Source organism: Pseudoalteromonas sp. APC 3355, from assembly GCF_030407615.1.
Taxonomy (GTDB): Bacteria; Pseudomonadota; Gammaproteobacteria; order Enterobacterales; family Alteromonadaceae; genus Pseudoalteromonas; species Pseudoalteromonas distincta.
The window spans coordinates 65933-89863 of the sequence record NZ_JASDDB010000007.1; the positions used below are offsets into that span (position 1 = coordinate 65933).

Sequence of the window (23931 nt, forward strand, 5' to 3'; positions counted from 1 at the left end):
TTATTCCTTGTTAATTTGTTCGCCAATTGCAATTTTGGCTATGTCTATTTCGTCACTGCTTGCACGGCTGTCTTTTTCGCACAATTGGTACAGTTCTTTTATTGTGACTCCATCAAGCTTTACAACGTTCAATTCTCGCTGCAAAAAAGTAATAATTTTATGTACTACTTTGTGTGCATGTAAAATAATGGCTTTATCTGCTTTGTCGCCTCGTTCAAAATAAAAGCCAATAAACTTATGTAACTGACTTATTCTGATCAAGTTTTTCATTGAATGTGGGTCCCACACTCTAAATTCCATAAAGCGATTGTTTTTTATGTATTGATCAACAATAACATCTTTAGCATAAGGCTGTGCCCATAGCTCAAAGCCTCTGTCGGTAAATACTTGGTGCAGCGCAATACGTGGTTTATGTTTGGTATGTATTTCACCTAAGTTATCTTCATAGCCTTCTAATAAATCTAAGTTCCAATTGCGTTTATCTAAAAGTTGTTTAACTGCATTGTCGAACCCATGATCTAAAATTCCTTCTGATTCGCTTATTGATGAGGCAACAAGGTGATAAAAAGGAGGTAGTTCGCCCCAATTAATCTGCTTTTTAAACCAATTAATCTCTTTGAGTGTTGGATTACTTGGTAGTTGCGCTTTATTATGCGTGCCAGGCATTAACTTATCCTTACTGCTAGTTATGTTATAAGGATAAACTATTGCAGGAATTGTTTTAACAAAAAGTTACAACGGTTTGAGTATATAAATACGTAGACCGTAAATATGCGACTTATTATTCATTTACTATACGGATAAAGTAGTTATGGTAGAGCGCAATTTAAAAGAGTTTAAGTGTCCTCAGCAATTTGTGCAGTTTAAGCTTGCGCTTCGAAGTGCACAGTCATCAAAACAATGCATCACTTTTAGTCTTAATAGAGGTGAAAGTGCGAACGACATTGAACGTTTTTTGCAAAAAAATGCTTATAGTTACAATTTTGATAAACAACGTGGGTTGTTATTAGTGGAGCCATTACATGTTTGAATACGTAAAAACATGGTACGAAAGGAAGTTCTCGGATCCTCATTCGTCTACCTTATTATTTTTATTATTGGTATCAGTTGCCTTACTTTACTTTTTTGGCGCGTTAATTGTTCCTGTGCTTGTTGCACTGGTTATCGCTTATTTACTAGATTGGCCGGTTGTTCATTTAGAGCGTGTTGGCTTAAAACGTTTTACTGCAACAATTATTGTAATGTTGATATTTATTAGCATTATGCTCACCCTTATTTTAGTTATTGGCCCAGTGCTTTGGAAGCAAACCAGTAACTTAGTGCAAGAAACACCGCATATGCTAGAGCAGGGGAAGTCTTATTTAATGGCTTTACCTGAACAATACCCAAGTTTAATTAATATAGAACAAGTACAAGCAATTGTTGCAACCGTAGAAGCTAAAATTATTGAGTTTGGTCAAGCGGTATTATCGTTTTCACTTACGTCTTTAAAAGATGTTGTAGCTTGGCTTATATATTTGGTACTTGTGCCGTTACTGGTGTTTTTTATGCTTAAAGATAAGCTGGAGCTGACAGGGAGTATAGCTAAACTGATCCCGCAGCAACGACGCTTGATTTTACAAGTGTGGAACGAAATGAACCAACAAATTATGAATTACATTCGCGGTAAAGTATTCGAGATTTTAATTGTTGGTGGTGTGTCTTTCATTGCATTTACTGTTTTAGATTTGCGCTATGCAGCTTTACTTGGTGTGCTTGTTGGCTTTTCGGTATTAATTCCATTTATTGGCGCGGCACTCGTCACTATTCCGGTAGCGGCAGTTGCACTGTTTCAGTTTGGATTAGAAACGCAGTTTTGGACCATTTTAATTATTTATGGAATTATTCAGGCGCTTGATGGCAATGTACTTGTACCGCTGTTGTTTTCTGAGGCAGTTGATTTAAATCCGGTATTTATAATTGTCGCGGTATTATTTTTTGGTGGTTTATGGGGGTTTTGGGGCGTATTTTTTGCCATCCCGTTGGCCTCATTAGTAAAAGCGCTAATAACAGCTTGGTCGTCAACGCACGAAGAGATCAGCAAAGAGCTCATTGAATAGTTAAGCAAACAGACTTTTAGTTTAAAAAAGCATAGTAAACGCACCTCTAGTGCTAATTGATTATTACTCATTACCTGTAAATTTATGTACTATTGGTAATAAGATATATTTTTTAGCAATAAGGTGCGTTTTTTAATGTCTGAGTTTTTATTGCACGATGAGCCAGTAAAACAAGTTTACCTTGATGCAAATGCAACGACCCCTGTGTTGCCTTGTATTGCTGATGTTGTTTCTCATACCATGCAAATATGTTTTGGTAACCCTTCAAGCCCGCACATCACAGGTATTCAAGCCAAGCATTTATTAGAACAAACACGTCAAAAGGCACGCACGGTTATTGGCGCAACTAATGGCGATATCCTATTTACCTCTGGTGCAACGGAGGGTATTCAAACTGCGGTGGTTTCTACATTAATTAATGCTAAAAAGCAGTCTATTAAAAACCCTGTATTATTATATGGCGCTACTGAGCATAAAGCGGTGCCAAATACACTCAAGCACTGGAATAGCGTACTTGACGTTAATGCTCAGGTGCTTGCTATTCCGGTTGATAGTAACGGTATTTTAGATTTAGATTTTATCGCAGAGCATATTAATAACGCTTTGATGATTTGCACCATGGCCGTTAATAACGAAACCGGTGTATATCAAGATTTACCCGCTATAGAGCAGGTAATTCGTAGCCGTAACAAAAATGTATCGTGGATGGTGGATTGCGTGCAGGCACTCGGTAAACAAGCGCTCGCACTGAGTAATACAACTATTGATTACGCTCCTTTTTCGGGGCATAAGCTTTACGCACCTAAGGGTATTGGCTTTTTATATATTCGTAGTGGCAGTGCGTACACACCTTTTATAGCGGGTGGCGGTCAAGAAAGTGGAATGCGCTCAGGCACCGAAAATCTACCCGGTATTGCAGGGTTAAATAAACTATTTAGTATGTTGCTTGATAAATCAGACGATACATTTAAACCAATTAGCATACTTAACTCTTATCGAAGCCAGTTACAAAGCGCGATAAAAGACACCTTTGGCGATATTACATTTAATCATGATTTTGCTTATAGCGTGCCTACCACACTTAACTTTGCGGTAAACGATTTAACGAGCAAAGAAGTGATTGATTTATTTGATGCTGCGGGCATTCGCGTAAGTGGTGGTTCGGCTTGTAGTACGGGTGCATCTACAAGTTTTGTTTTAGATGCAATGGGTGCAAGTAAGTGGCAAAGCGAAAACGCGATTAGGCTATCGTTTGGACCTGCAGCAACACAACACGATATTGATGATGCTTGTGTGCGGATTCGCGCTCTTAAAGCAATACTACAGGCTAACTGTTTAATTGTATCTGATAGCACTACACCACAGCAAGAAGTGTGCGCACTTGGCCTTACTCAGTTTAGGCACCAAGGAGCATGTAGTTGGCTTTATGTAAGCGATGATAAGCACGCAGTTATAATAGACCCGATTGTTGAGCTTATTCCGCGCTTTGAAAAAATAGCCAATACACAAAACTTAACTATATCAGCGGTGCTTAATACTCATCTGCATCAAGAGCGAGAGTCAGCGACTCATTTATTAACCAGTGTTCTTGCATCAAGAGTTGTAAAAGGTGAAGTTGATGCTTTAGGTTGGCCACTAAATGCAAAAAGTATTAGCTTAGCAAATGACGTACTTGAAAAAGTAGCGACACCTGGGCACAGCAAAGATAGCGTAAGTTATTTATTAAAAAATAGTAATGGCGAAATGCGTTATTGTTTTTGTGGTGATTTAATTTTGCCTGCAGGGCTTGGCAATACATCGCTTATAGGTGGGGATGCAAAAGCAATGGCACGCTCTATTTTAGCAATAAGCGAGCAACTTAATAGCACCAGCATTATTTGCTCAGGGCACGACTACCAACAATGTTTTGCCATGAACTGGGCTGTACAACAAAACCAAACGCCATTACTCAATGCGTTAGTAAGCGGCAGTATTTCAGTTGATGAATTTACTATACAAAAGCAGCAGCACGACGCTTCAAAGCAAGTAAATAACACGCAATTGTGTGGTTATGTAAATGCATTGACTGAGATTGATACACAGCAATTAAATTTTGATGAGGCTAAAGCAATGTTAAACACCAGCGATGCATATTTAATAGATACTCGGGAGCCGTATGAACATGGAGCAAATAATGTTGCTCAGTTATTTAATACACTTGATGAAAAAACATTAAATATACCGCTTAGCAGAATGGCAAATGCGGTATTTGAAGGGCAGTTAAGTAAAAATAACAACTATATTTTATTATGCCGCAGTGGTAACCGCTCAAAGATTGCTGCGAGCAATTTAATGCAGCTAGGATACAAAACTGTTTATAATCTAAGTGGTGGGCTAGCGCTTAGTAATTAAGCAAAGATTTTAATTTATACAAAATCGGCTTTAGAGCCGATTTTTTGTTTTTAAGGTTTAATTGTTTGTAAGGCAAACAATTACAGTAATTAGTGAATAACTATGAAAAGTAATTAGCAGCGCTTATAAAAATTCATTAATATTTCATTTTGATTGATTAAGCTATGCCGTTGCCTTTAAAATTACAGGTAAATTAATTTATAAAATTTTTATGATACCGGTGTCAAAAGCTAAAAATTGCGTTATCATCTGCACATAAAATTATAAAAACAGCACTTTTTTTGCATTTTTAGTTATACTATTTGCGCTTTAATTTAGTGTGAATAAGTAGTATTAAGAGCTTTGCTTTTATAAAAAACATTTTTAAATCAATTGATTGAAAAAAATAGAGGATATTTCCATGTCTAACCGAACGCAACTAGCAAGTTGGCAAGCACTAGAACAAAGTGCAGCTAAGATGAAACAAACACATCTAAAAACGTTATTTGCACAAGATGACACGCGCTTTTCTCAGTTTTCGACTCAAGTACCAGGCGTATTATTCGACTATTCTAAGCAACTTATTGATAACGATGTTTTTGCTAACTTAATGTCGCTTGCTAAAGAATGCGATATTGCATCGTGGCGCGATAAAATGTTTAGCGGTGAAAAAATAAATATCACTGAGGACCGCTCAGTTTTGCATACGGCACTTCGTAATCGTGCTCACACTCCATTAATTGTTGATGGCGAAAACGTGACACAAGCCGTAGACAACGAATTAGCTAAAATTAAAGTGTTTGTAGAAAAAGTTCGTAGCGGTAAATGGTTAGGCTATACCGGCAAAGCGGTAAAAGATGTTGTAAGTATTGGTGTTGGTGGTTCTAACCTTGGTCCACAAATGGCAACTGAGGCATTAAAAGCACTTGCTGATGATACGTTAAATGTTCACTACGTATCTAATGCTGACGGTGTACAAATTTCGTCTATATTAAAAGCCATTGACCCTGAAACAACATTATTTGTTGTTTCGTCAAAAACATTTACGACGTCAGAAACCATGACAAACGCTAAAACTGCGGTTGACTGGTTTTTACAAACAACAAAAGATGAAAGTACAATTGCAAAGCATTTTGTTGCAGTAAGTACAAATTTAGAAAAAACGGCAGCCTTTGGTATTAGCGACGAAAACGTATTCACTATGTGGGATTGGGTTGGTGGTCGCTTTTCACTTTGGAGTGCGATAGGCTTACCAATTGCTTTATATTTAGGCTACGACGCCTTTGAAGCAATTTTAGAAGGTGCGTTTGAAATAGACGAGCACTTTAAATCTGCGCCGTTTGAGCAAAATATACCATTAATTATGGCATTGCTTAGTGTATGGAATACGAGCTTTTTAGGTTATAAAGCGCAAGCTATATTACCGTACGATCAAGCACTGCATATGTTGCCTGCGTATTTACAGCAAGGCGAAATGGAAAGTAACGGTAAACACGTTAACTTTGCAGGCGAAACGGTACCTTATACTACGGTTCCAATTATTTGGGGCATGACGGGTATTAATGGCCAGCACGCATTTTATCAGTGTTTACACCAAGGTAATGTAATTGTACCTGCAGATTTTATTGCATCAGTTAAGCCACAAGTGAATGTTGATAAGCATCACGATATTTTATTATCGAACTTCTTTGCACAAACAGAAGCGATGATGAGTGGTGTAGATGCAGCGCAAGTTACAGCTGATTTAACCGCTAAGGGTAAATCGCAAGCAGAGATTGATGAGTTATTAAATCATAAAATTCATCAAGGCAATCGTCCTACAACGTCTATGCTATTAGATACAGTAGATGCTAAAACAGTGGGCCGTTTAATTGCACTGTATGAGCATAAGATATTTTGCCAAGGCATTATTTTAGAAATATGTTCGTTTGACCAATGGGGTGTAGAGCTGGGTAAAGGTTTAGCATCTAAAATTGAGAGTGAACTCACTGATGATAGCGTGAAACACGCTCATGATAGTTCTACAAACGGCTTAATGGCGTACTATAAACAAAACCGTACGCAGTAAAAAATTCGCTTACGCAAGTAAGTAAACCGAGTACCTTTGAACGGGTAGCGCTGGAGTGCTTAGGGTCTGTATTTTTGTGAGAGGAGATACAGGGCCCCTAAGGCTCATTTAATTAGCGCAATGATAAACAATAATAATAAATCATCGATACAGAACAATTCAGCAGGCTTTTATTTAAATACAGCTATAAAAGCCATCTAATCTAGCAATAAATAGGCATACCCGCGCATTTATTAAAATGTAGTGGGTATCACAACGTAGAGAGTAACTATGCTTAATCCTTTTGATATTATAATTTTTGGGGGCGGTGGTGATCTTGCGTTACGCAAATTGCTACCTGCAATGTACAGAGCATATCAAGAAGGTAATTTACCTGAAGGCTCACGTATCCTACCAACAGTGCGCGAAGAATCGAAACGTGCTGAATACATAGAAACAGCGCATAAAGCATTACAAGAATTTTTAAGCAAAGGTGAGTTTAACGCTAAAGATTGGAAAGCGTTTTCTACTTTTTTAGTGCCAGTGGTAAGTAATGTTACAGAAGCAGACGACAACTGGGATGTGCTAAAAGGCATTTTAGATGAGCACGAAAGCACTAAGTCTCGCGTGTTTTATTTATCGCTTCCGCCTGCTGTTTACGGCACATGTTGTGAAATATTATCGACTAAAGGTTTAATTACACCTACATCGCGCGTTGTTGTTGAAAAGCCAATTGGTTATTGCGGTGATTCTGCTGAAGCAATTAATGGAAAAATTGCAGAGTTTTTTAATGAAGAACAAATTTTCCGTATTGACCATTACTTAGGTAAAGAAACAGTACAAAACTTAATGGCGCTGCGTTTTTCAAACTCATTGTTTGAAAATATGTGGGATGCTAAATCTATTGATAATATTCAAATTAGCTTGTCAGAAACGGTTGGTCTTGAAAGCCGCGCTGGTTTTTATGATAAAGCCGGTGCACTTCGTGACATGGTTCAAAACCACTTATTACAACTACTTTGCTTAGTTGCAATGGAGTCGCCTAATAAGCTTAACGCTAACAGCATTCGTAACGAAAAACTAAAAGTATTAGAAGCACTTCGCCCGCTTGTAGATGGTGATGTTGATGAAAATATTGTTCGTGGTCAATACGTACCAGGTGACTTAAACGGTAAAATTGTACCGGGTTACTTAGAAGAGCTAAATGAAGGTTCTAGTAAAACAGAAACGTTTGTAGCTATTCGCGCGCATATTGATAACTGGCGCTGGGCAGGTGTTCCATTTTACCTTCGTACGGGTAAACGTATGGCTAAGCGCTGTGCAGAAATTGTGGTTGAATACAAAAAAGTATCTCACAATATCTACGAAGATAACGTGGGTAATATCGAGCCAAATCGTCTTGTTATTCGTTTGCAGCCAGAGGAAACAATTCAACTAACGCTTATGTCTAAGCGCCTTGATAATCTTCAAATGCAACTTGAGCCAGTAACAATGAATATTGAGCTTTCACAAGCTTACAGCAATGGTTTCCACTCAGATGCGTACAAGCGTTTAATGCTTGATGCCGCTGCTGATAACCCGTCGTTATTTATTCACCGTGATGAAGTTCGTCAAGCGTGGAAGTGGATTGATCCAATCATCGACCGTTGGCAAGACAAAGGCAAGCCTGCGCTTTACCGTGCTGGTAGCTGGGGACCTGATGATGCTGATGAATTATTGGCAGAAAACAATCATGTATGGTTTAACACAGGCGATAAGGTATAAGTATGGCAACACTAGTTGAGAAGTTTTTTGATGATAAAGACGCGTTAACAGCTGAGCTTTCTGCAACGCTTGAGCAATCATTACGTGATGGCATTAAAAACGATGGCCGTGCTGTATTAATGGTGTCGGGCGGCTCGTCTCCTGCGCCCGCTTATAAGCATTTATCAACGCTTGATTTAGATTGGCAACATGTTGATGTTGCTATGGTTGATGAGCGTTGGGTAGACCCAAGCCATGAAAAAAGTAATGAAGCATTTATTAAAAGCACTTTATTACAAAATCATGGTAGTGCTGCCAACTTTATTACTATGAAGAACGCTGCAGCAACGGCTCAACAGGGCGCACAAGAGTGTGAAGCGGCTTATAGCGAGCTAAAAAGCCCATATGATGTAACTATTTTAGGTATGGGCCCAGATGGCCATACAGCGTCGTTATTCCCAAATGCAGACGGTTTAGAGCATGGTTTAACAACTGAGCAAACAGTATGTGCAATTAATGCGATACAAAGTGAAGTAACCGGTAGTATTACCGAGAGAATGACGCTTACGTTAAATGCCATTGCGCAATCTAAAGTGGTTAAGCTTTTAATTAGCGGTGAAGAAAAACTCGCTGTTTATAAGCAAGCAAAAGCGGGCGGCGATGTGAATGACATGCCACTACGCGCTGTGCTTAACCATCCAAGTATCAATATTGAAGTATATTGGGCACCTTAATTTAGATGCCAATTTAACTTTTAAAGGCCGCTTATATAAGCGGCCTTTTTTATTTGCTTAAATTTAAGCCTAAACACTGCAAAAAAATAGCTTTGAACTGTTAACCAATGTTAATGAACAACTTTGGTTTGTATTAAAATCAACCACGAAGTGTGTTGTTTTTGAACAAAATTTGTGAGTTTGAGCTGTATGTTTTTTAGCAACGTTCAGATTTAGTTAAATTTTATTTTTTCATGGTTGTTGTCATAAAAGTTTCCCTTCCTTTTTTAGCTCAAAAGCATTAGCCTAAAGGCATTAACAATGAAACATATAAATTAAAATAAACGGAGCAGTAACATGGCGGAGCAACAAGTACAGCCTTTACACAACGAAAAACATGCCAACACTAAAATTCAAAACGGCATCAATGTAGAATTCATGAAAACTCAACACTTAGTGCCAGTAGTTGCACATGAGTTTGCACGTGTAGCAAACGAGTTTCCAATGTCATTCGTTAAAAATAACGAAACCGGCACTTTTCAAGCAGTTGCTATGTTTGGCTTAGAGCCAGGCGAAAACCTTTTTGTAGAAGATGGTAAATGGACTGCAGCATTTGCACCTATGGCATCTACTCGTTACCCACTTGGTTTAGTTAAACACCCAGATCAAGATCAATACGGTATCGTAATTGACGAAGCAAGTGCGCTTGTTGGTGAAGACGAAGGTAACGCATTATTTGAAAACGGCGAAGAAACAGATTACCTAAAACGTCGTAAAGAAGCGCTAGTATCATTTATTGAGTTTTCTCAAGTAACTGAAGCGTTCACTAAATTCCTTGCTGATAAAGAGCTACTAATTGCGCAAACGCTAACAGTAGACATTAAAGGCGAGAAAAAAGACATCAACGGTATTTACCTTATCGATGAGAAAAAACTAAACGAGTTAAGCGATGCTGATTTCTTAGAGCTTCGTAAACGTGGTTACTTAGCACCAATTTACTCGTTCTTAACGTCTACTCACCAAGTAGCACGTTTAGCGCGTTTAAAAGCTAAACAAGCTTAATTACAAACACGTAAAATTTTAAAAAGCGCCTTAAGGCGCTTTTTTTATGCCATTAAACTCACTTTAGTTGAAATTAAGTCCGTAACCATTCACATTGGTTTATAACTTCCCCATAAAAGAACTCATTATGAAAACACCATTATTAGCCATTTTTGCGAGCAGCCTTGTTGCTTTAAGCAATAGTGCATTAGCTGCAGAGACTCCTTTTGCCATTGCGATTCATGGTGGGGCAGGGACAATTGAAAAAGCACGATTTACACCCGCTCAAGAAAAAGAGTATCGGGCAAAATTAACGCAAGCAGTAGAGACCGGTTATGAAGTATTACACCAAGGCGGCGAAAGCTTAGATGCGGTGATTGCAGCAATTGCAGTATTAGAGCAATCCCCTTATTTTAATGCAGGGCGTGGAGCGGTATACACCTACGATGGCGGGCATGAGCTTGATGCATCCATAATGGATGGTCGAAACCGTGAAGCAGGCGCAGTTGCGGGTGTAAAGCATATTGAGAGCCCAATTAACTTAGCGCGTTTGGTAATGGATAACTCTGTACACGTAATGCTTAGTGGGCAAGGCGCTGAAGAGTTTGCTAAAGAGCAAGGTGTTGAGCTTGTCGAAAATAACTTATTTGATACCGAGCCTCGCTACAAAGCGCTTTTAAAAGCAAAACAAAAATTAGATAAAGCCAAAGCAACCAGTAAAGAGTACCAAGCCGCGCACAAAGCATTACCTAACTCTTACAAAATGGGCACGGTTGGCGCAGTGGCGCTTGATAAAAATGGTAATTTAGCGGCAGGTACATCAACAGGTGGTATGACCGCAAAACGTTATGGTCGTGTGGGGGATGCGCCGGTAATTGGGGCCGGAACATTTGCTGAAAATGAATCGTGCGCGGTATCGGCAACAGGGCATGGTGAATACTTTATTCGCTATAACGTAGCAAGCGATATATGTGCGCGAGTTAAGTATCAAGGTAAAACCATTGCTGAGGCAGGGGATGAAGTTATACACGGCGTGCTTAAGCCTATTGGTGGCACTGGCGGCGTAATTATTATTGATACAAAGGGTAATATTAGCTTACCGTTTAATACCTCTGGCATGTATCGGGCAAGTAAATCGAATACGCAAGCGACCTACGTGGGCATTTTTAGTGACGAATAAGCCAACGTCATTTAATTTATTCAATGTAGTTAGCCCTGAAAATAATTGTTTAAAATAAATTTATTATTCACAGTTTAGTTCAATAGCAGCGTTTATATAACAAACAACCCCGCGTTATGCATTTTGTAGGATTAACCCCAGCCGTTTAATTTGATACAATTACGGCTCTTTAACTAATTTTATAAGGTATGCGGGTGGTAAACCTAGGTCAGTTGTTTGGCGAGCTAAAAACGTGCTTAAAAAAAGATCAATTCATTTTCAAAAAACGCTTACATGGCGTAAAAAAAATAACCGATGAAAACAAGCATGCCAACGCGCTTGAAAAAATAGCGGCTGATATAACCCGTAGCCAAGAATTACGCGATAAACGCTTAGCTGGCCTCCCTAAAGTGACTTACCCTGAGCAATTGCCGGTAAGTCAAAAAAAGGAATTAATTAAAGACGCCATTGCAAATAACCAAGTGGTTATTATTGCCGGTGAGACGGGCTCAGGCAAAACAACGCAAATACCTAAAATGTGTTTAGAGCTTGGTCGCGGTGTTGATGGTTTAATTGGTCATACGCAACCACGTCGATTAGCAGCGCGTACGGTGGCTAATCGTATTGCTGAAGAAATGAAGTGTGAACTTGGTCAGCAAGTTGGCTTTAAAATTCGTTTTAGCGATCAGGTATCTAATAATACGTATATTAAATTAATGACCGACGGTATTTTGCTGGCTGAAATTCAGCAAGACCGTTTTTTAAATCAATACGACACGATTATTATTGATGAAGCGCATGAGCGTAGTTTAAATATTGATTTTATTTTAGGTTACTTAAAAAACCTGCTTCCAAAACGCCCTGATTTAAAAATAATAATTACTTCAGCGACTATCGATCCTGAGCGTTTTTCAAAGCACTTTGATGATGCGCCCATTATAGAAGTATCGGGTCGTACTTTCCCTGTTGATGTGCGCTACAACCCTATTACTGATATTAATAAAGATGATATGGAAGCGGAGGGCGATCAGCTACAAGGTATTTTTGATGCCGTTGATGAGCTGTGCGCTGAAGGCCCTGGCGATATTCTCATATTTTTAAATGGTGAGCGTGAAATACGCGATACCGCAGATGCACTTAGCAAGCGTAATTTAAAACACACCGATGTATTGCCACTTTACTCGCGTTTATCTAACGCAGAGCAAAACCGTATATTTGCGCCGCATTCTCGTCGTCATATTATTTTATCGACTAACGTAGCCGAAACATCATTAACCGTGCCAGGTATTCGTTATGTAATAGACCCAGGTACTGCGCGTATAAGTCGTTACAGCTATCGTACAAAAGTACAGCGCTTACCAATAGAGCCTATATCGCAAGCAAGCGCTAATCAGCGTATGGGGCGTTGTGGACGTGTTGAAGCGGGTATTTGTATTAGGTTGTACTCTGAGGATGATTTTTTATCACGTCCAGAGTTTACCGACCCTGAAATACTGCGTACTAACCTTGCGTCTGTTATTTTACAAATGTTGGCGCTAGGGCTTGGTGATATGGCGCAATTTCCGTTTGTACAAGCGCCAGATAGCCGCAATATTAATGATGGCCTAACATTGCTTGAAGAGCTACAAGCTGTAAAACCAGCTAAACGCGATAGTAAAACCAGCCTAACGCAATCGGGCAGGGAGCTTAGTCGATTACCCGTTGACCCACGTTTAGCAAAAATGGTGCTAACAGCCCATAAACTTGGCGCATTGCGTGAAGTGATTATTATTGTGGCGGCGTTGTCCATTCAAGACCCACGTGAACGCCCACAGGAAAAACGTGCGGCTGCCAATGAAAAGCACGGTCGTTTTGATGATCCAGATTCTGATTTTATCGCTTTTTTAAACTTATGGAATTACTTAGAAGAGCAGCAAAGCGAGCTTACTAATAGCCAATTTAGAAAGCTGTGTCAAAAAGACTTCTTAGCCTATATGCGCCTGCGTGAATGGCAAGATATTGTTTATCAAATAAGTACTGTGTGTAACGAAATGGGCATGAAAGCAACCAGCCAAGCGGCTGATGGCGAACTTGTTCACAAAGCGTTGTTAAGCGGGATGCTAAGCCATATTGGCTTTAAAGATGAAAAACAAATATACAAAGGCGCACGTAATAGTCAGTTTCATATTTTTCCGGGTTCAGGTTTATTTAAAAAGAGCCCTAAATGGATCATGTCAGCGGAGCTGGTAGAAACCAGTAAATTATATGCCCGCACAAATGCAAAAATAGACATTAACTGGGTAGAACCATTAGCACAGCACTTAGTTAAACGTAGTTACACAGAACCTCATTGGGAGAAAAAGCCAGGTGCGGTAATCGCGTTTGAACAGCAAACTTTATACGGCTTACTTGTTGTAAATAAACGCCGCTGTGTTTATAGCAACATAGACCCTAAAGTGAGTCGAGAGCTTTTTGTGCGCACTGCATTAGTTGAGCAAGAACTGGGCTTAAACGAGGGCTTTTTAGCGTTTAACCGTGAGCTAATAGAAGATATTCAAGTTCTGGAAAATAAGTCACGTCGTCGTGATATTTTAGTTAATGAGCAAACGTTATTTGAGTTTTACGATAAAAAAATACCCAAAGAAATTAATAACCGCGCTGCATTTTTAAAATGGTATAAAACACAAAAACAACAAAATAAGCATTACTTACACATGACTCGTGAAGAGTTAATGCAGCATGGTGCAAGTAATATCACTGAGTTTGACTACCCTGACACATGGCAGCAAGACAATATTATATTGCCGCTTGCTTATCATTTCGACCCAGGCCAAGCAGTTGATGGAGTTGCGGTACAAATACCGGTCGCGCTGTTGAATCAAGTCCAAGAAAGTGGTTTTGACTGGCACATACCAGCATTTAGGCATGAGCTAATAAGTGGACTTATAAAGTCATTGCCTAAATCGCTTCGTCGTAATTTTGTGCCAGCACCAAACTATGCTGATGCAGTGCTGGCAGCTATTGAGCCAATGCAAGGGAGCTTAATTGATGCATTAACGACGCGTTTATTGAGAATGACAGGTGTAAAAGTTGATCCAGAGGCATGGGATTTAACCGCGCTTGCACCGCATTTAAGATTGCAGTTTGAAGTACGTGATGAACACGATAAGTTACTTGCTCGTGGACTTGATTTAGCCAAACTTAAAGCAGAGCTGCAAGGTGAAGTAACCGAAACACTCTCTAAAGTAGCCGATAAAGGCATTGAAAAATCAGACCTAACACAATGGGATTTTGGTGAGTTACCCGCTTCATACGTTAAAAAGCAAGGTCAATATGAGATAAAAGCATACCCTGCGTTGGTGGATAAAAAATCAGCCGCTGCAGTGGAGCTGTTTGATAACGAAGCAAAAGCGCAGCAAGCACATAAACAAGGTTTGCGCCGTTTAGTGTTATTAAATGTGCCATCGCCAATTAAGTATTTACAACAAAACTTACCGAATAAAGCAAAGCTGGGTTTGTACTTTAATCCATTTGGTAAAATAGCTGATTTAATTGATGACTGTATAGCCGCAGGTGTCGATAGCTTATTAGTAAAACACGGTGATATACGCGACGAAAAAGCATTTGAAACAGTAAAAGAGCAAATACGCGGTGAGCTGGGCGATGCCGTTGTATCGATTGCAACGCAAGTTGAGCAAGTATTAAGTATTGCTCATGCGCTGCATAAAAAAATGAAAGGGCGCGTTGATTTAACCATGATAACCGCGCACGGCGATATTAAGTCACAGCTTGAGTCACTTATATTTAAAGGTTTTGTGAGCGCGCATGGCGCAGATAAAATAGCGGATTTAATTCGTTATTTAAAAGCGATTCAAAAACGTTTAGAAAAGCTGCCTGTGGATCCAAATCGTGATAGGTTATGCGTACTAGAGCTAGATAAAGTTGCGCAAGAGTATAAAAAAGTAGTTAATAAAACGCCTAAAGGGTTGCCTATACCACAAGAGGTAACCGCTATTTTTTGGATGCAACAGGAGCTTAGAGTGTCGTTATTTGCTCAAACACTAGGAACGCCTTACCCAATTTCAGCCAAGCGGGTACTTAATGCGATAAAAGAGATAGAATAAAACTTGCATTTTCTATTAAGCTTAGTACCTTAATAGAAGGATTTATTTTTGTTTTGAAAAGGAAGCGACATAGTTATGTCCTCATCGATTGAACATAAAACAAAGCGACTTTTAGTGGTAGATGACGAGTATTTTAATTTTGAAATGCTCAAAGCCGCACTAGCGTCGAAATTTGATGTTAGTTACGCAGATTCAGGGCAAAGCTGCCTTGCATCAGCAATTGCGAGTCCGCCAGATATAATTTTGCTTGATGTTTGTATGCCTGGTCTTGATGGTTATGATACATGCCGAATGCTGAAGCACACACCTGAAACAAAAAATATTCCTGTTGTTATGGTATCGGGCCTAGAGTCCCCATCTGAAAAACAAGCAGGGTTTGATGCTGGTTGTAACGCGTATGTTGTAAAGCCATTTTCAGTGGGTGCTTTGTTGGAAGAAATTAACACGGTTGTTTAGAGGTAACATATGTTTACTGATGATAAGCGAAATTTTAGACGCATGCAGATTAACACGCCTGCAAATTTAACAACGATAGAACCAATAGCGGGTTTAAATTTTGCCGCAGAGTGCGTGGATTTAAGTGCAACAGGTTTATCAATTCATTTAGATGAATTGCTTGAACCTAATACCTTACTGACGGTGAACATTGATTCGACTCATCCAAGTATTGCGCCTTTAAATGCAACTGCAAAAGTAATACGTGCCAGCAAAGAAGATGATGGCACGGTAACAGCAGGTCTTGAAATCATTGAGTTTAACTAAATCGAATTCAGTTAAACTCAATAGTAGATATTAAAAAACCTTACAGATTAAGCCTTTTAAGTAAAAGCCTTCAGGGTAGCTGCCAGCAATTGGGTGATCGGCTGCCTGGTTTAATCGCTCCATTATCAGTAGGTCTTTACCTGCATCAAGTGCTGCATCGGCTACTACTTTTTGAAACAAGTTTTGTTCCATTAAACCAGAGCATGAGAATGTTAATAGTGTTCCGCCTGGTTTTAGTATTTGCATGGCAATCATGTTGATATCTTTATAGCCACGACACGCTCCCGTTAACTGCGCTTTATTATCAGCAAATTTTGGTGGGTCCATTACGATGGTATCAAACTGTCTACCTTCGTCGCGGTATTGGCGTAATAATTTAAATACATCCTGCTTAACAAAGCTCACTTTGTTTAAATCTAAGTTATTATGCTCAACATTACGCTTTGCTGTATCTAAAGCGGGTTGCGATACATCTACGTTAGTTACATGCTCACATCCACCACGCAGGGCATACAACGAGAATGTACCTGTGTAACTAAAGCAGTTAAGGACAGTTTTACCTTTTGAGAAGCGCTCAAGTGCAGCACGGCTGTCACGCTGATCTAAGTAAAATCCTGTTTTGTGACCTTCAATTATATCAACTTCGATTTTTAAGCCGTTTTCTTCAATAAGCACAGGCTCTTTTGGTTCATTGCCCCAAAGTGCGCCTTTAATTGGTTCTAAGCCTTCTTTAGTACGTACATCTACGTCAGAACGTTCATATATGCTAGAGCCGGGGAAAATAGACATCAAGGCGCCTACAATCTCGCCTTTATGGCGCTCGGCACCGGCGCTTAATAGCTGGCACACTAATACGTTGTCAAATTTATCTATTGTAACGCCTGGTAAGTAATCAGACTCAGCAGCGCATAAGCGAAACCCTGTTAATCCGCCTTCTTCAATAACTTGGCTACGGGCTTCTAATGAGCGACGTAAACGGCGTTCAAAAAAGTGTTGATCGATGACTTCTTTTTCGTCAAAGCTCCAAACACGTGCACGAATTTGTGAGTGAGGGCTATATGCAGCAGTTGCTAAAAACTTACCTTCGCTGTCGTGAATCGTTACTGTGTCGCCTAATCCAGGTTTACCTTTAATTTTTTTGATGGCTTTTGAAAATAACCAAGGGTGTTTTCTTTTTAATGATTTATCGCGACCAGCTTGTAGGTAAACGGCAGATGACATAAGGCTTCTCAGTAGTAATAAATAAGCGCTGTATTTTAGTCAAGCGAGGAGCAACATACAATGAATGTTTTGCAAGGGGGGCATAAAGCACGGTAAAGTACGGATAATTCATTGATTAATTAGCTTTTTGGAACCTAACTTTGTCTGACGTCGCTTTAAGCCCTGATTTAGAAATACTTAACTCACAATGTAGAGGGTTTATCGCCTCTTTAGTGCATGCCGATGTTGCTCATGACATTACTCATATAGAGCGAGTGGTGCGCGTTGCAATACAGTTATGTAATGCGGAGCAGGCAAACATGTCAGTAGTATTACCTGCAGCGTGGATGCACGACTGTGTGGCGGTGGCTAAAAACCACCCTGATCGTGCAAAAGCCTCTACTATGGCAGCTGATAAGGCATTGGAATTTTTAAAATCGATTAATTATGACGAGTCACTTTTTGATGAGATTCATCATGCAATTGCAGCACATAGCTTCAGCGCAAATATAAAAATTAAAACAGTTGAAGCGCAAATAGTACAAGATGCCGACAGAATGGATGCATTGGGCGCTATTGGCGTTAGCCGATGCATGAAGGTTGGTGGCTCAATTTCTCGGTTATTATATAACCCAAATGACCCTTTTTGTGTTGAACGTGAGGCTGATGATAAAACATACACGCTTGATCATTTTTTCATAAAGTTATTACATATTGCCGATAGTATGAATACCCCATCAGCTAAAGCAGAGGCGAATAGACGAACAAGGTATATGCATGAGTTTTTAGAGCAATTAAAGTCAGAAATTGGTGAGTAACGTGAATAATACAAGCATACCGAAATTATCAGGCATTGATCATTGCCATTTAAATGTTGATAACTTAGCTAATGCCGTTAAGTGGTATGAGCGGGTTTTAGGTTTTAGCGTAGTGCCAGAGCTTGCCTTTTGGGATGAGGATGGGCGAGGCCCTTTAACGCTTGAAGATGCTTGTTCAACCACTCGTTTAGCATTGTTTGAAGGAGAGGGGCGCAGTAAAGGGATTGCATTTTTAGCCTCAGGGGATCAATTTATTCAATGGCGTATTCATCTTGAGAGTTTAAATATAAAAGTAGTTTTAGCAGATCATGGTTTAACGTTTTCTATGTACTTTAAAGATGAAAGTGGCAATAGCCATGAAATTACCTCACATGACTATCTTTATATAAAATCTTGTTACCCAAATGTTGAGCTTGGCTCTCACAGTGCTAAAAAGAATTAGCTTTCTTGATTTGCATTTTTTATAGCAATAATATCGTCTAAGTTTTTTACTAATAGCTCGATTAGAGCGGGATCGAAATGAGTTCCTGCTTGCTCTTGCATATGCAAAACTGTTTTCTCTACGCTCCAAGCCTCTTTGTAAGGGCGTTTTGAGGTAAGTGCATCAAATACGTCAGCTATAGCAACAATTCTACCTTCAACTGATATTTCTTCGCCTTTGATCCCGTTAGGGTAGCCTGAGCCATCCCATTTTTCGTGGTGTTCAATTGCAAGTGTATGCGCAAGTTGTAGTAAAGGAGATGATGAGTTTGCTAAAATTTGCGCGCCAATGGTGGCGTGCTCTTTCATATGATCAAACTCTTCAGAGGTTAACTTTCCAGGTTTGAGTAGGATAGCGTCAGGAATACCTATTTTTCCTACATCGTGCATTGGGGCAGCTTGACGTAAAAGTTCTGCTCGTTGCTCGTCCATACCTAGTGCTAACGCTAATACTTTACTGTATTGGCTCATGCGCACTATATGTTCACCCGTGTCGGTGTCTTTATATTCCGCTGCACGGCCTAGACGTTCTACTAAATCTACATGAGCTTGCTTTAATTGCTCTGCTTGTACTAGCGACAAGTGAGTATTAACCCTTGCCCTTACAATGGCAGGGCTTATTGGTTTAGTAATATAATCTACTGCACCTAACTCAAAACCTTTGTATTCATCGCTTTCATCGCCAAGCGCAGTTACAAAAATAATTGGGATGTGTGATGTTTTAGGATTTCTCTTAACTATTTGGCATACTTCAAAGCCATTCATATCTGGCATCATTATGTCGAGCAAAATTAGCTTTGGTAGCTCTTTTTCAAGTAGTGCTAGTGCGGCATCACCCGATTTGGCAAACGACATACGATATTGATTACCTAACACTTCGCGCATTACTTTTAGATTTGCAGGCTCATCGTCAACAATTAATACCCGTGGCCTATCTGTCGTAAAATCCATTAATTAATACTCATTGTTTGTTAGTTTTTCAAGTAAGGTTTCTAGTATTACGTGTGCTTTATCAAAATCAAATTCATCAAAGGCTTCGGCTATATCATCAACTTCATTTTGAAAGGTAGAAGGTGCGCCGCGTTGCAACTTTGCGAGTAGTTCATCATTTAATTCTGCGTTTTGCGCATCTTGATGAAGTGTTTCACACAATTGCTTAATCTCATCTATTGATAGAGTATCTGAGCCATCATCTTCAGGCTTGCTATTTGGCTCATCGCAAGTATTTGATGACAGCAGTTGCGTTATAATAAGTAGTTCGTTTTTGATATCGTCTAAAAGACTAATAACTTTAGCATCACTTTGCTTGTGCTCTAAATCGGTTAATAACTTCATTAACGTTGTTAGCCCTAAGTTACCAGCAACACCTTTGAGTGTGTGAATGAGGCTATCGACATCTTTTATGTTTGATAATTTATCATTAAATAATCTCTCAAACCGCTTATCACTATCACTAACAAACTTAGTAATCTCTGTAAGTTGCTTACACTTAGAACCCCAAAGTGCTAATCCTTTTTCAAAATCTATATGCTGCGCTTTAGGATCGCTTTGCGATATAACCATTTCTTTTGCAATACCAAGCCCCAGCACTTGCGCTATTTCTTGGTTAAGCTGATTTATATCGACGGGTTTATTGGCAAAGCCATTCATGCCTGCTTTTTTAGCCGTAAGCTTATCTTGCTGTAATACGCTTGCTGTGAGCGCGATAATTGGCGTGTACTTAAGCTGCCTTTGGTTTTCTATTGCTCTTATTTTTTGTGCTGCTTGTATGCCATCACACAATGGCATATGTATATCCATTAATATGACATCAAAGTCTTGCTCTTCAAATACTTTAATCGCTTCAAGTCCGTTTGACGCTTTGGTAACTGAATGCTGATCGCGTGATAGAAGCAAAGACAGTAGTTCTGTATTTTGCTCTATATCATCAACTACTAGCACTCTAAGTGCAGGCAGTTGGGTGTGTAGACCATCAAAATAATCTATTTTAGATTCGTCACCTAAAGTAAGCGGCAATGAAAAGTAAAAACAGGTGCCTTTACCTAGCTCACTTACTAAGTTTATTGTTCCGCCCATAAGCTCTACAAGTTGTTTACTTATGGTTGTACCAAGGCCTGTACCACCAAAGCGGCGAGTAGTAGTGCCATCGGCTTGTTCAAAAGGTTGAAATACAGCTTGAATACGATCTTTTGCAATACCAATTCCGGTATCTTGCACTTCAAAAAACAGATGCTGATTTTGTGTCATGCCAACGGTGACCGTAACAGAGCCTTCTTCGGTGAACTTAATCGCGTTACCAATTAGATTAGTGAGTACTTGTCTGAGTCGATCTGGGTCGCCGTAGTACGTAGAACTTACTGATTCTTTAATATGGAGTTTAAGTTCTAAATCTTTCTTTTTAGCTTCTAGCCAAAAAGTAGAAATAATACTGTCTATCACTGGTTTTAAGCTAAAGTGGACTGGCTCAATGGTGAGCTTACCGCGTTCTAGTTTTGCAGAGTCAAGAATTTCATTTAACAATCTTAGTAATGAACGCGCTGCATTATTTACGGTAACCAAGTGCTTTTGTTGTTCTTGATCAAGTGGGGTGTCCATTAATAGATCGCTAAAACCTATTATAGAATTCATTGGGGTGCGTATTTCATGGCTCATATTAGCCATAAAAGATTGCTTTGCATGAGCAGCTTCTTCAGCTTTAAATTTAGCTTGCTCAAGTTTTTCTTCATATTCTTTGCGTTCAGTAATATCGACTAAAACACCATCAATCCACTTTGGGTTGCCTTGAGCATCAAAGTCGATACTCCCTTTATCTAACAACCACAAAATTTTGCCATTTCTATGTCTAATTCGGTATTCAATAGAATATTGAGACTTTGCATCAACAGCTTTAGTGACTTCATCAACTATTTGTTTTTGATCTGATTTCAAGACCAAGTCATTAAACTCGATACAATGCTCTGTAAACTCATTTGGGTTATACCCTGTAAGCTCAATTATATTTGGACTAATAAATAACATAGTCCAGTTGTCATCAAACTTGCATCTAAACGCGACTCCGGGCATGTTATCGATAAGAGAGCGGTATTTTTGTTCTTTCTCTTCTAAACTTTGCTGCAAAGCGCGTTGTTCGGTCAAGTCGGTGATAAAGCCAACATATAAAGGGTTATGGCCCGGCTGATTTACTTCGCCTATACCTAAGCGAATAGGAAAAACATGTCCGTTCATGTGTTTTGCATATACATCACGGTTTATGCCTATTATTTTACCTAGATCAACATTGTGAGCATTTAAGAGGTATTCGTCGTGGTGCTTGGCAATGTTATCGTCCATTAGCATTTTTACGTTTTTGCCTTGAACTTGGTTTTCTTGCCAGCCAAAAATTTTACTTGCGGCTTCATTAAAACTTAAAATAATACCAGCATGGTCAATGGTAACAATGCCATCTATAGCGGTACCTAAAATAGCATTTAGACGGGATTCTTTTGCCGACTTCTCCTCAAGTAGCATGCGATAGCGAACCATACCATTTATTACACCAACCACGCTTGTAATCGCGATAGTTGCTGTGGCGACTGCAATGGCGATAAAAGTTAGTCCTGCGGTTGCATTAGCATCATCATAGATTAGTGGCGATGTAGCTACAAAACGTGTAGCGGCCATACCCATGTAGTGCATACCAGCAACAGCACACCCTAAAATAACAGCGCTAATTGAGTTATTTTGAAGAGGTGATAAAGAGGGTAAAAAACGCTCAAGATTAAAGCGACTGTAAAGGGCTATAAAGGAGAGGGCTACAGCAACAATGATTGATAACGCAAAAATCAATGGATCATATCTAAGTAAAGGAGCAAGGTCCATTGCAGCCATGCCGCTATAATGCATAGTGCCAATGCCGGCTCCTAGTAACACAGAGCAAATCGACAATACTTTTAGATTCCCTTTACTATTTACTAGCATTGATACAGCGTACTGACATGCTATAAATGCTGGTATAAAAGAAAGGAGAGTGATTGTTGGATCATAATCAATATTAGTACACAGTGAAAAGGCAAGCATACCAATAAAGTGCATACTCCAAATACCAGCCGAAAAAACAGTAGCAGCGGTCACATTTGCTAAACGTTGGTAGCTGGGAAATTGAGTTTCTTTTGCGAGATCTATAAGTCGAATGGTGAAAAAGGCTGCAAAAATAGCAATTAGCAATGACATTGAAACTAATAGAGGATCGTAAACGCCATTAATGATTAAGCTAGGATCTTGGTCTGTGATAAAAAAAGCTGATAACATAATGGCTCAAAATATAATCTTTATTTATCAAGTCTAATCTAATTAATTAATAAATAAACCGTTAATTCAATGAAGTGAATAAAATAACGAATTTATTACTTTTAGTTTTCTTTTATTTATCAGGGATTAGTTTTTTAGTTGGTGTTTTTTATTCTAATGTATTGCCTGTCACAGGACTAAGTTAGATTTATATGGTCATATTTAAGTTTCTATCGAGTAACCTTAAGAAAACTAATGAATTGGCTTAACTAAGCGAAAATTACACTTTATTTGGTTTTATTAATTGCTGGTGAATTTTCTCGTAGCAATATCATTAATGAGTATGAAAGTGTTTGAATATCAGTTAAAGAAAAGTATAAAACGTAAAACGGTTGCCATTAAAGTACATAACAAGAAGGTGACTGTATATGCCCCTCAGTTTGTTAGTAATAAACACATCCAAGAATGGCTTTTTGATAAGCAGGTGTGGGTAAATGCTCAATTAACTAAACAGCACAATATTGCTGATAGCAGACAGAACCCGCTCAAAGACAAACAAATTTTAATCTTTGATAGCATTGTAAACATAGAATTTAAGCAAAGTACTAAGTCCGAAGTACTAAACTGTAACGACAGCTTGCTTATTACGCACTCTTCGCGCGTTAAAAATACTTCGCAAAAATATCAGCAACTTCTTGAAGAATATTTAAAAGAGCAACTAACTGCATATATAGAAATGCGTTTAGCGTACTTCTGCGCACAAATGGGTGAAGAATTACCTACGAGTCTAAAAGTAGCTATTTATAAGCGAAAGTGGGGAAGTTGTAATAGTAAGCGAGAGCTAACATTTAATTTGCATTTAATCGGAGCGCCTTATCATGCTATTGATTATGTGATTGTCCACGAGTTAGCGCATTTACGTCACTTAAACCACAGCAAAGCTTTTTGGCAACACGTTGAGCATTTTTTTCCTAATTATAAAGCATCATCAACATGGCTAAAGAAAAACAGTATGAGTTTACAATGGGTGTTTTGAAGTCAACCTGAATATAGGAATATAGGAATATAGGAATATAGGAATATAGGAATATAGGAATATAGGAATATAGGAATATAGGAATATAGGAATA

18 protein-coding genes are annotated in these 23931 nt (G+C 39.0%); 14 read left to right on the forward strand and 4 right to left on the reverse strand.

The window, feature by feature from the left end:
- A complete protein-coding gene (locus tag QMA08_RS11270) occupies positions 1–666 on the reverse strand; it encodes a hypothetical protein (protein ID WP_024597628.1) in 666 nt (221 codons plus the stop codon).
- A 145-nt stretch (positions 667–811) separates the two neighbouring features.
- Here QMA08_RS11270 and QMA08_RS11275 point away from each other — a divergent pair, with 145 nt between their 5' ends.
- The 11 genes from QMA08_RS11275 (at position 812) to QMA08_RS11325 (ending at position 16037) form a co-directional block, all read left to right on the forward strand.
- Entirely contained in the window at positions 812–1030 is a 219-nt protein-coding gene (locus QMA08_RS11275) for a hypothetical protein (protein WP_290174534.1), read from the forward strand.
- Positions 1023–2099, forward strand: coding sequence for an AI-2E family transporter (locus QMA08_RS11280; protein WP_182682122.1), 1077 nt, complete (start codon positions 1023–1025; stop codon positions 2097–2099). Before QMA08_RS11275 ends, QMA08_RS11280 begins: the two co-directional genes overlap by 8 nt.
- 135 nt (positions 2100–2234) lie before the next feature.
- Positions 2235–4490 carry an aminotransferase class V-fold PLP-dependent enzyme gene (locus tag QMA08_RS11285; RefSeq protein WP_290174535.1) on the forward strand — a complete coding sequence of 752 codons (2256 nt, stop codon included), beginning with the start codon at positions 2235–2237 and terminating at the stop codon, positions 4488–4490.
- A gap of 400 nt (positions 4491–4890) precedes the next feature.
- Positions 4891–6537 carry a glucose-6-phosphate isomerase gene (gene pgi, locus QMA08_RS11290; protein WP_290174536.1) on the forward strand — a complete coding sequence of 549 codons (1647 nt, stop codon included), beginning with the start codon at positions 4891–4893 and terminating at the stop codon, positions 6535–6537.
- A 270-nt stretch (positions 6538–6807) separates the two neighbouring features.
- On the forward strand, positions 6808–8280 hold the full coding sequence (zwf, locus tag QMA08_RS11295; RefSeq protein ID WP_024597624.1) for a glucose-6-phosphate dehydrogenase: 1473 nt from the start codon (positions 6808–6810) through the stop codon (positions 8278–8280).
- A 2-nt stretch (positions 8281–8282) separates the two neighbouring features.
- Positions 8283–8993: a 6-phosphogluconolactonase gene (gene pgl, locus QMA08_RS11300; RefSeq protein WP_149602404.1), complete on the forward strand. Its 711-nt coding sequence runs from the start codon at positions 8283–8285 to the stop codon at positions 8991–8993.
- A gap of 336 nt (positions 8994–9329) precedes the next feature.
- Positions 9330–10034 carry a SapC family protein gene (locus QMA08_RS11305; RefSeq protein WP_024597622.1) on the forward strand — a complete coding sequence of 235 codons (705 nt, stop codon included), beginning with the start codon at positions 9330–9332 and terminating at the stop codon, positions 10032–10034.
- A 127-nt stretch (positions 10035–10161) separates the two neighbouring features.
- A complete protein-coding gene (locus QMA08_RS11310) occupies positions 10162–11193 on the forward strand; it encodes an isoaspartyl peptidase/L-asparaginase (protein WP_290174537.1) in 1032 nt (343 codons plus the stop codon).
- Positions 11194–11387: 194 nt separating this feature from the next.
- Positions 11388–15275, forward strand: coding sequence for an ATP-dependent RNA helicase HrpA (gene hrpA, locus QMA08_RS11315; protein ID WP_290174538.1), 3888 nt, complete (start codon positions 11388–11390; stop codon positions 15273–15275).
- Positions 15276–15350: 75 nt separating this feature from the next.
- Complete coding sequence (locus tag QMA08_RS11320) at positions 15351–15731, forward strand: response regulator (RefSeq protein ID WP_024597850.1); 381 nt, start codon at positions 15351–15353, stop codon at positions 15729–15731.
- Between the two features lie 9 nt (positions 15732–15740).
- Positions 15741–16037 carry a PilZ domain-containing protein gene (locus QMA08_RS11325; protein WP_149602406.1) on the forward strand — a complete coding sequence of 99 codons (297 nt, stop codon included), beginning with the start codon at positions 15741–15743 and terminating at the stop codon, positions 16035–16037.
- Positions 16038–16067: 30 nt separating this feature from the next.
- On the opposite strand, the gene QMA08_RS11330 is transcribed toward QMA08_RS11325, so the two are convergent.
- Positions 16068–17258, reverse strand: coding sequence for a class I SAM-dependent methyltransferase (locus QMA08_RS11330; RefSeq protein WP_002961441.1), 1191 nt, complete (start codon positions 17256–17258; stop codon positions 16068–16070).
- 140 nt (positions 17259–17398) lie between these two features.
- Between QMA08_RS11330 and QMA08_RS11335 the strand changes: the two genes are divergently transcribed.
- A complete protein-coding gene (locus QMA08_RS11335) occupies positions 17399–18055 on the forward strand; it encodes an HD domain-containing protein (protein WP_039487345.1) in 657 nt (218 codons plus the stop codon).
- A 1-nt stretch (position 18056) separates the two neighbouring features.
- On the forward strand, positions 18057–18497 hold the full coding sequence (locus tag QMA08_RS11340) for a VOC family protein (RefSeq protein WP_290174539.1): 441 nt from the start codon (positions 18057–18059) through the stop codon (positions 18495–18497).
- Here the strand turns inward: QMA08_RS11340 and QMA08_RS11345 are convergent.
- Positions 18494–19486: a two-component system response regulator gene (locus QMA08_RS11345; protein WP_002961438.1), complete on the reverse strand. Its 993-nt coding sequence runs from the start codon at positions 19484–19486 to the stop codon at positions 18494–18496. The two genes, QMA08_RS11340 and QMA08_RS11345, sit on opposite strands and share 4 nt — an antisense overlap.
- Positions 19487–19489: 3 nt before the next feature.
- Complete coding sequence (locus tag QMA08_RS11350; protein ID WP_290174541.1) at positions 19490–22822, reverse strand: MHYT domain-containing protein; 3333 nt, start codon at positions 22820–22822, stop codon at positions 19490–19492.
- A 316-nt stretch (positions 22823–23138) separates the two neighbouring features.
- Between QMA08_RS11350 and QMA08_RS11355 the strand changes: the two genes are divergently transcribed.
- On the forward strand, positions 23139–23837 hold the full coding sequence (locus QMA08_RS11355; protein WP_290174542.1) for a SprT family zinc-dependent metalloprotease: 699 nt from the start codon (positions 23139–23141) through the stop codon (positions 23835–23837).
- The last annotated feature ends 94 nt before the right edge of the window (positions 23838–23931 follow it).

Excerpts from the sequence above, each read along its gene's own strand:
- QMA08_RS11270 (WP_024597628.1), bottom strand. The coding sequence starts at position 666 with ATGCCTGGCACGCATAATAAAGCGCAACTACCAAGTAATCCAACACTC.
- QMA08_RS11275 (WP_290174534.1), top strand. The coding sequence starts at position 812 with ATGGTAGAGCGCAATTTAAAAGAGTTTAAGTGTCCTCAGCAATTTGTG.
- QMA08_RS11280 (WP_182682122.1), top strand. The coding sequence starts at position 1,023 with ATGTTTGAATACGTAAAAACATGGTACGAAAGGAAGTTCTCGGATCCT.
- QMA08_RS11285 (WP_290174535.1), top strand. The coding sequence starts at position 2,235 with ATGTCTGAGTTTTTATTGCACGATGAGCCAGTAAAACAAGTTTACCTT.
- pgi (WP_290174536.1), top strand. The coding sequence starts at position 4,891 with ATGTCTAACCGAACGCAACTAGCAAGTTGGCAAGCACTAGAACAAAGT.
- zwf (WP_024597624.1), top strand. The coding sequence starts at position 6,808 with ATGCTTAATCCTTTTGATATTATAATTTTTGGGGGCGGTGGTGATCTT.
- pgl (WP_149602404.1), top strand. The coding sequence starts at position 8,283 with ATGGCAACACTAGTTGAGAAGTTTTTTGATGATAAAGACGCGTTAACA.
- QMA08_RS11305 (WP_024597622.1), top strand. The coding sequence starts at position 9,330 with ATGGCGGAGCAACAAGTACAGCCTTTACACAACGAAAAACATGCCAAC.
- QMA08_RS11310 (WP_290174537.1), top strand. The coding sequence starts at position 10,162 with ATGAAAACACCATTATTAGCCATTTTTGCGAGCAGCCTTGTTGCTTTA.
- QMA08_RS11320 (WP_024597850.1), top strand. The coding sequence starts at position 15,351 with ATGTCCTCATCGATTGAACATAAAACAAAGCGACTTTTAGTGGTAGAT.
- QMA08_RS11325 (WP_149602406.1), top strand. The coding sequence starts at position 15,741 with ATGTTTACTGATGATAAGCGAAATTTTAGACGCATGCAGATTAACACG.
- QMA08_RS11330 (WP_002961441.1), bottom strand. The coding sequence starts at position 17,258 with ATGTCATCTGCCGTTTACCTACAAGCTGGTCGCGATAAATCATTAAAA.
- QMA08_RS11345 (WP_002961438.1), bottom strand. The coding sequence starts at position 19,486 with ATGGATTTTACGACAGATAGGCCACGGGTATTAATTGTTGACGATGAG.
- QMA08_RS11350 (WP_290174541.1), bottom strand. The coding sequence starts at position 22,822 with ATGTTATCAGCTTTTTTTATCACAGACCAAGATCCTAGCTTAATCATT.
- QMA08_RS11355 (WP_290174542.1), top strand. The coding sequence starts at position 23,139 with ATGAGTATGAAAGTGTTTGAATATCAGTTAAAGAAAAGTATAAAACGT.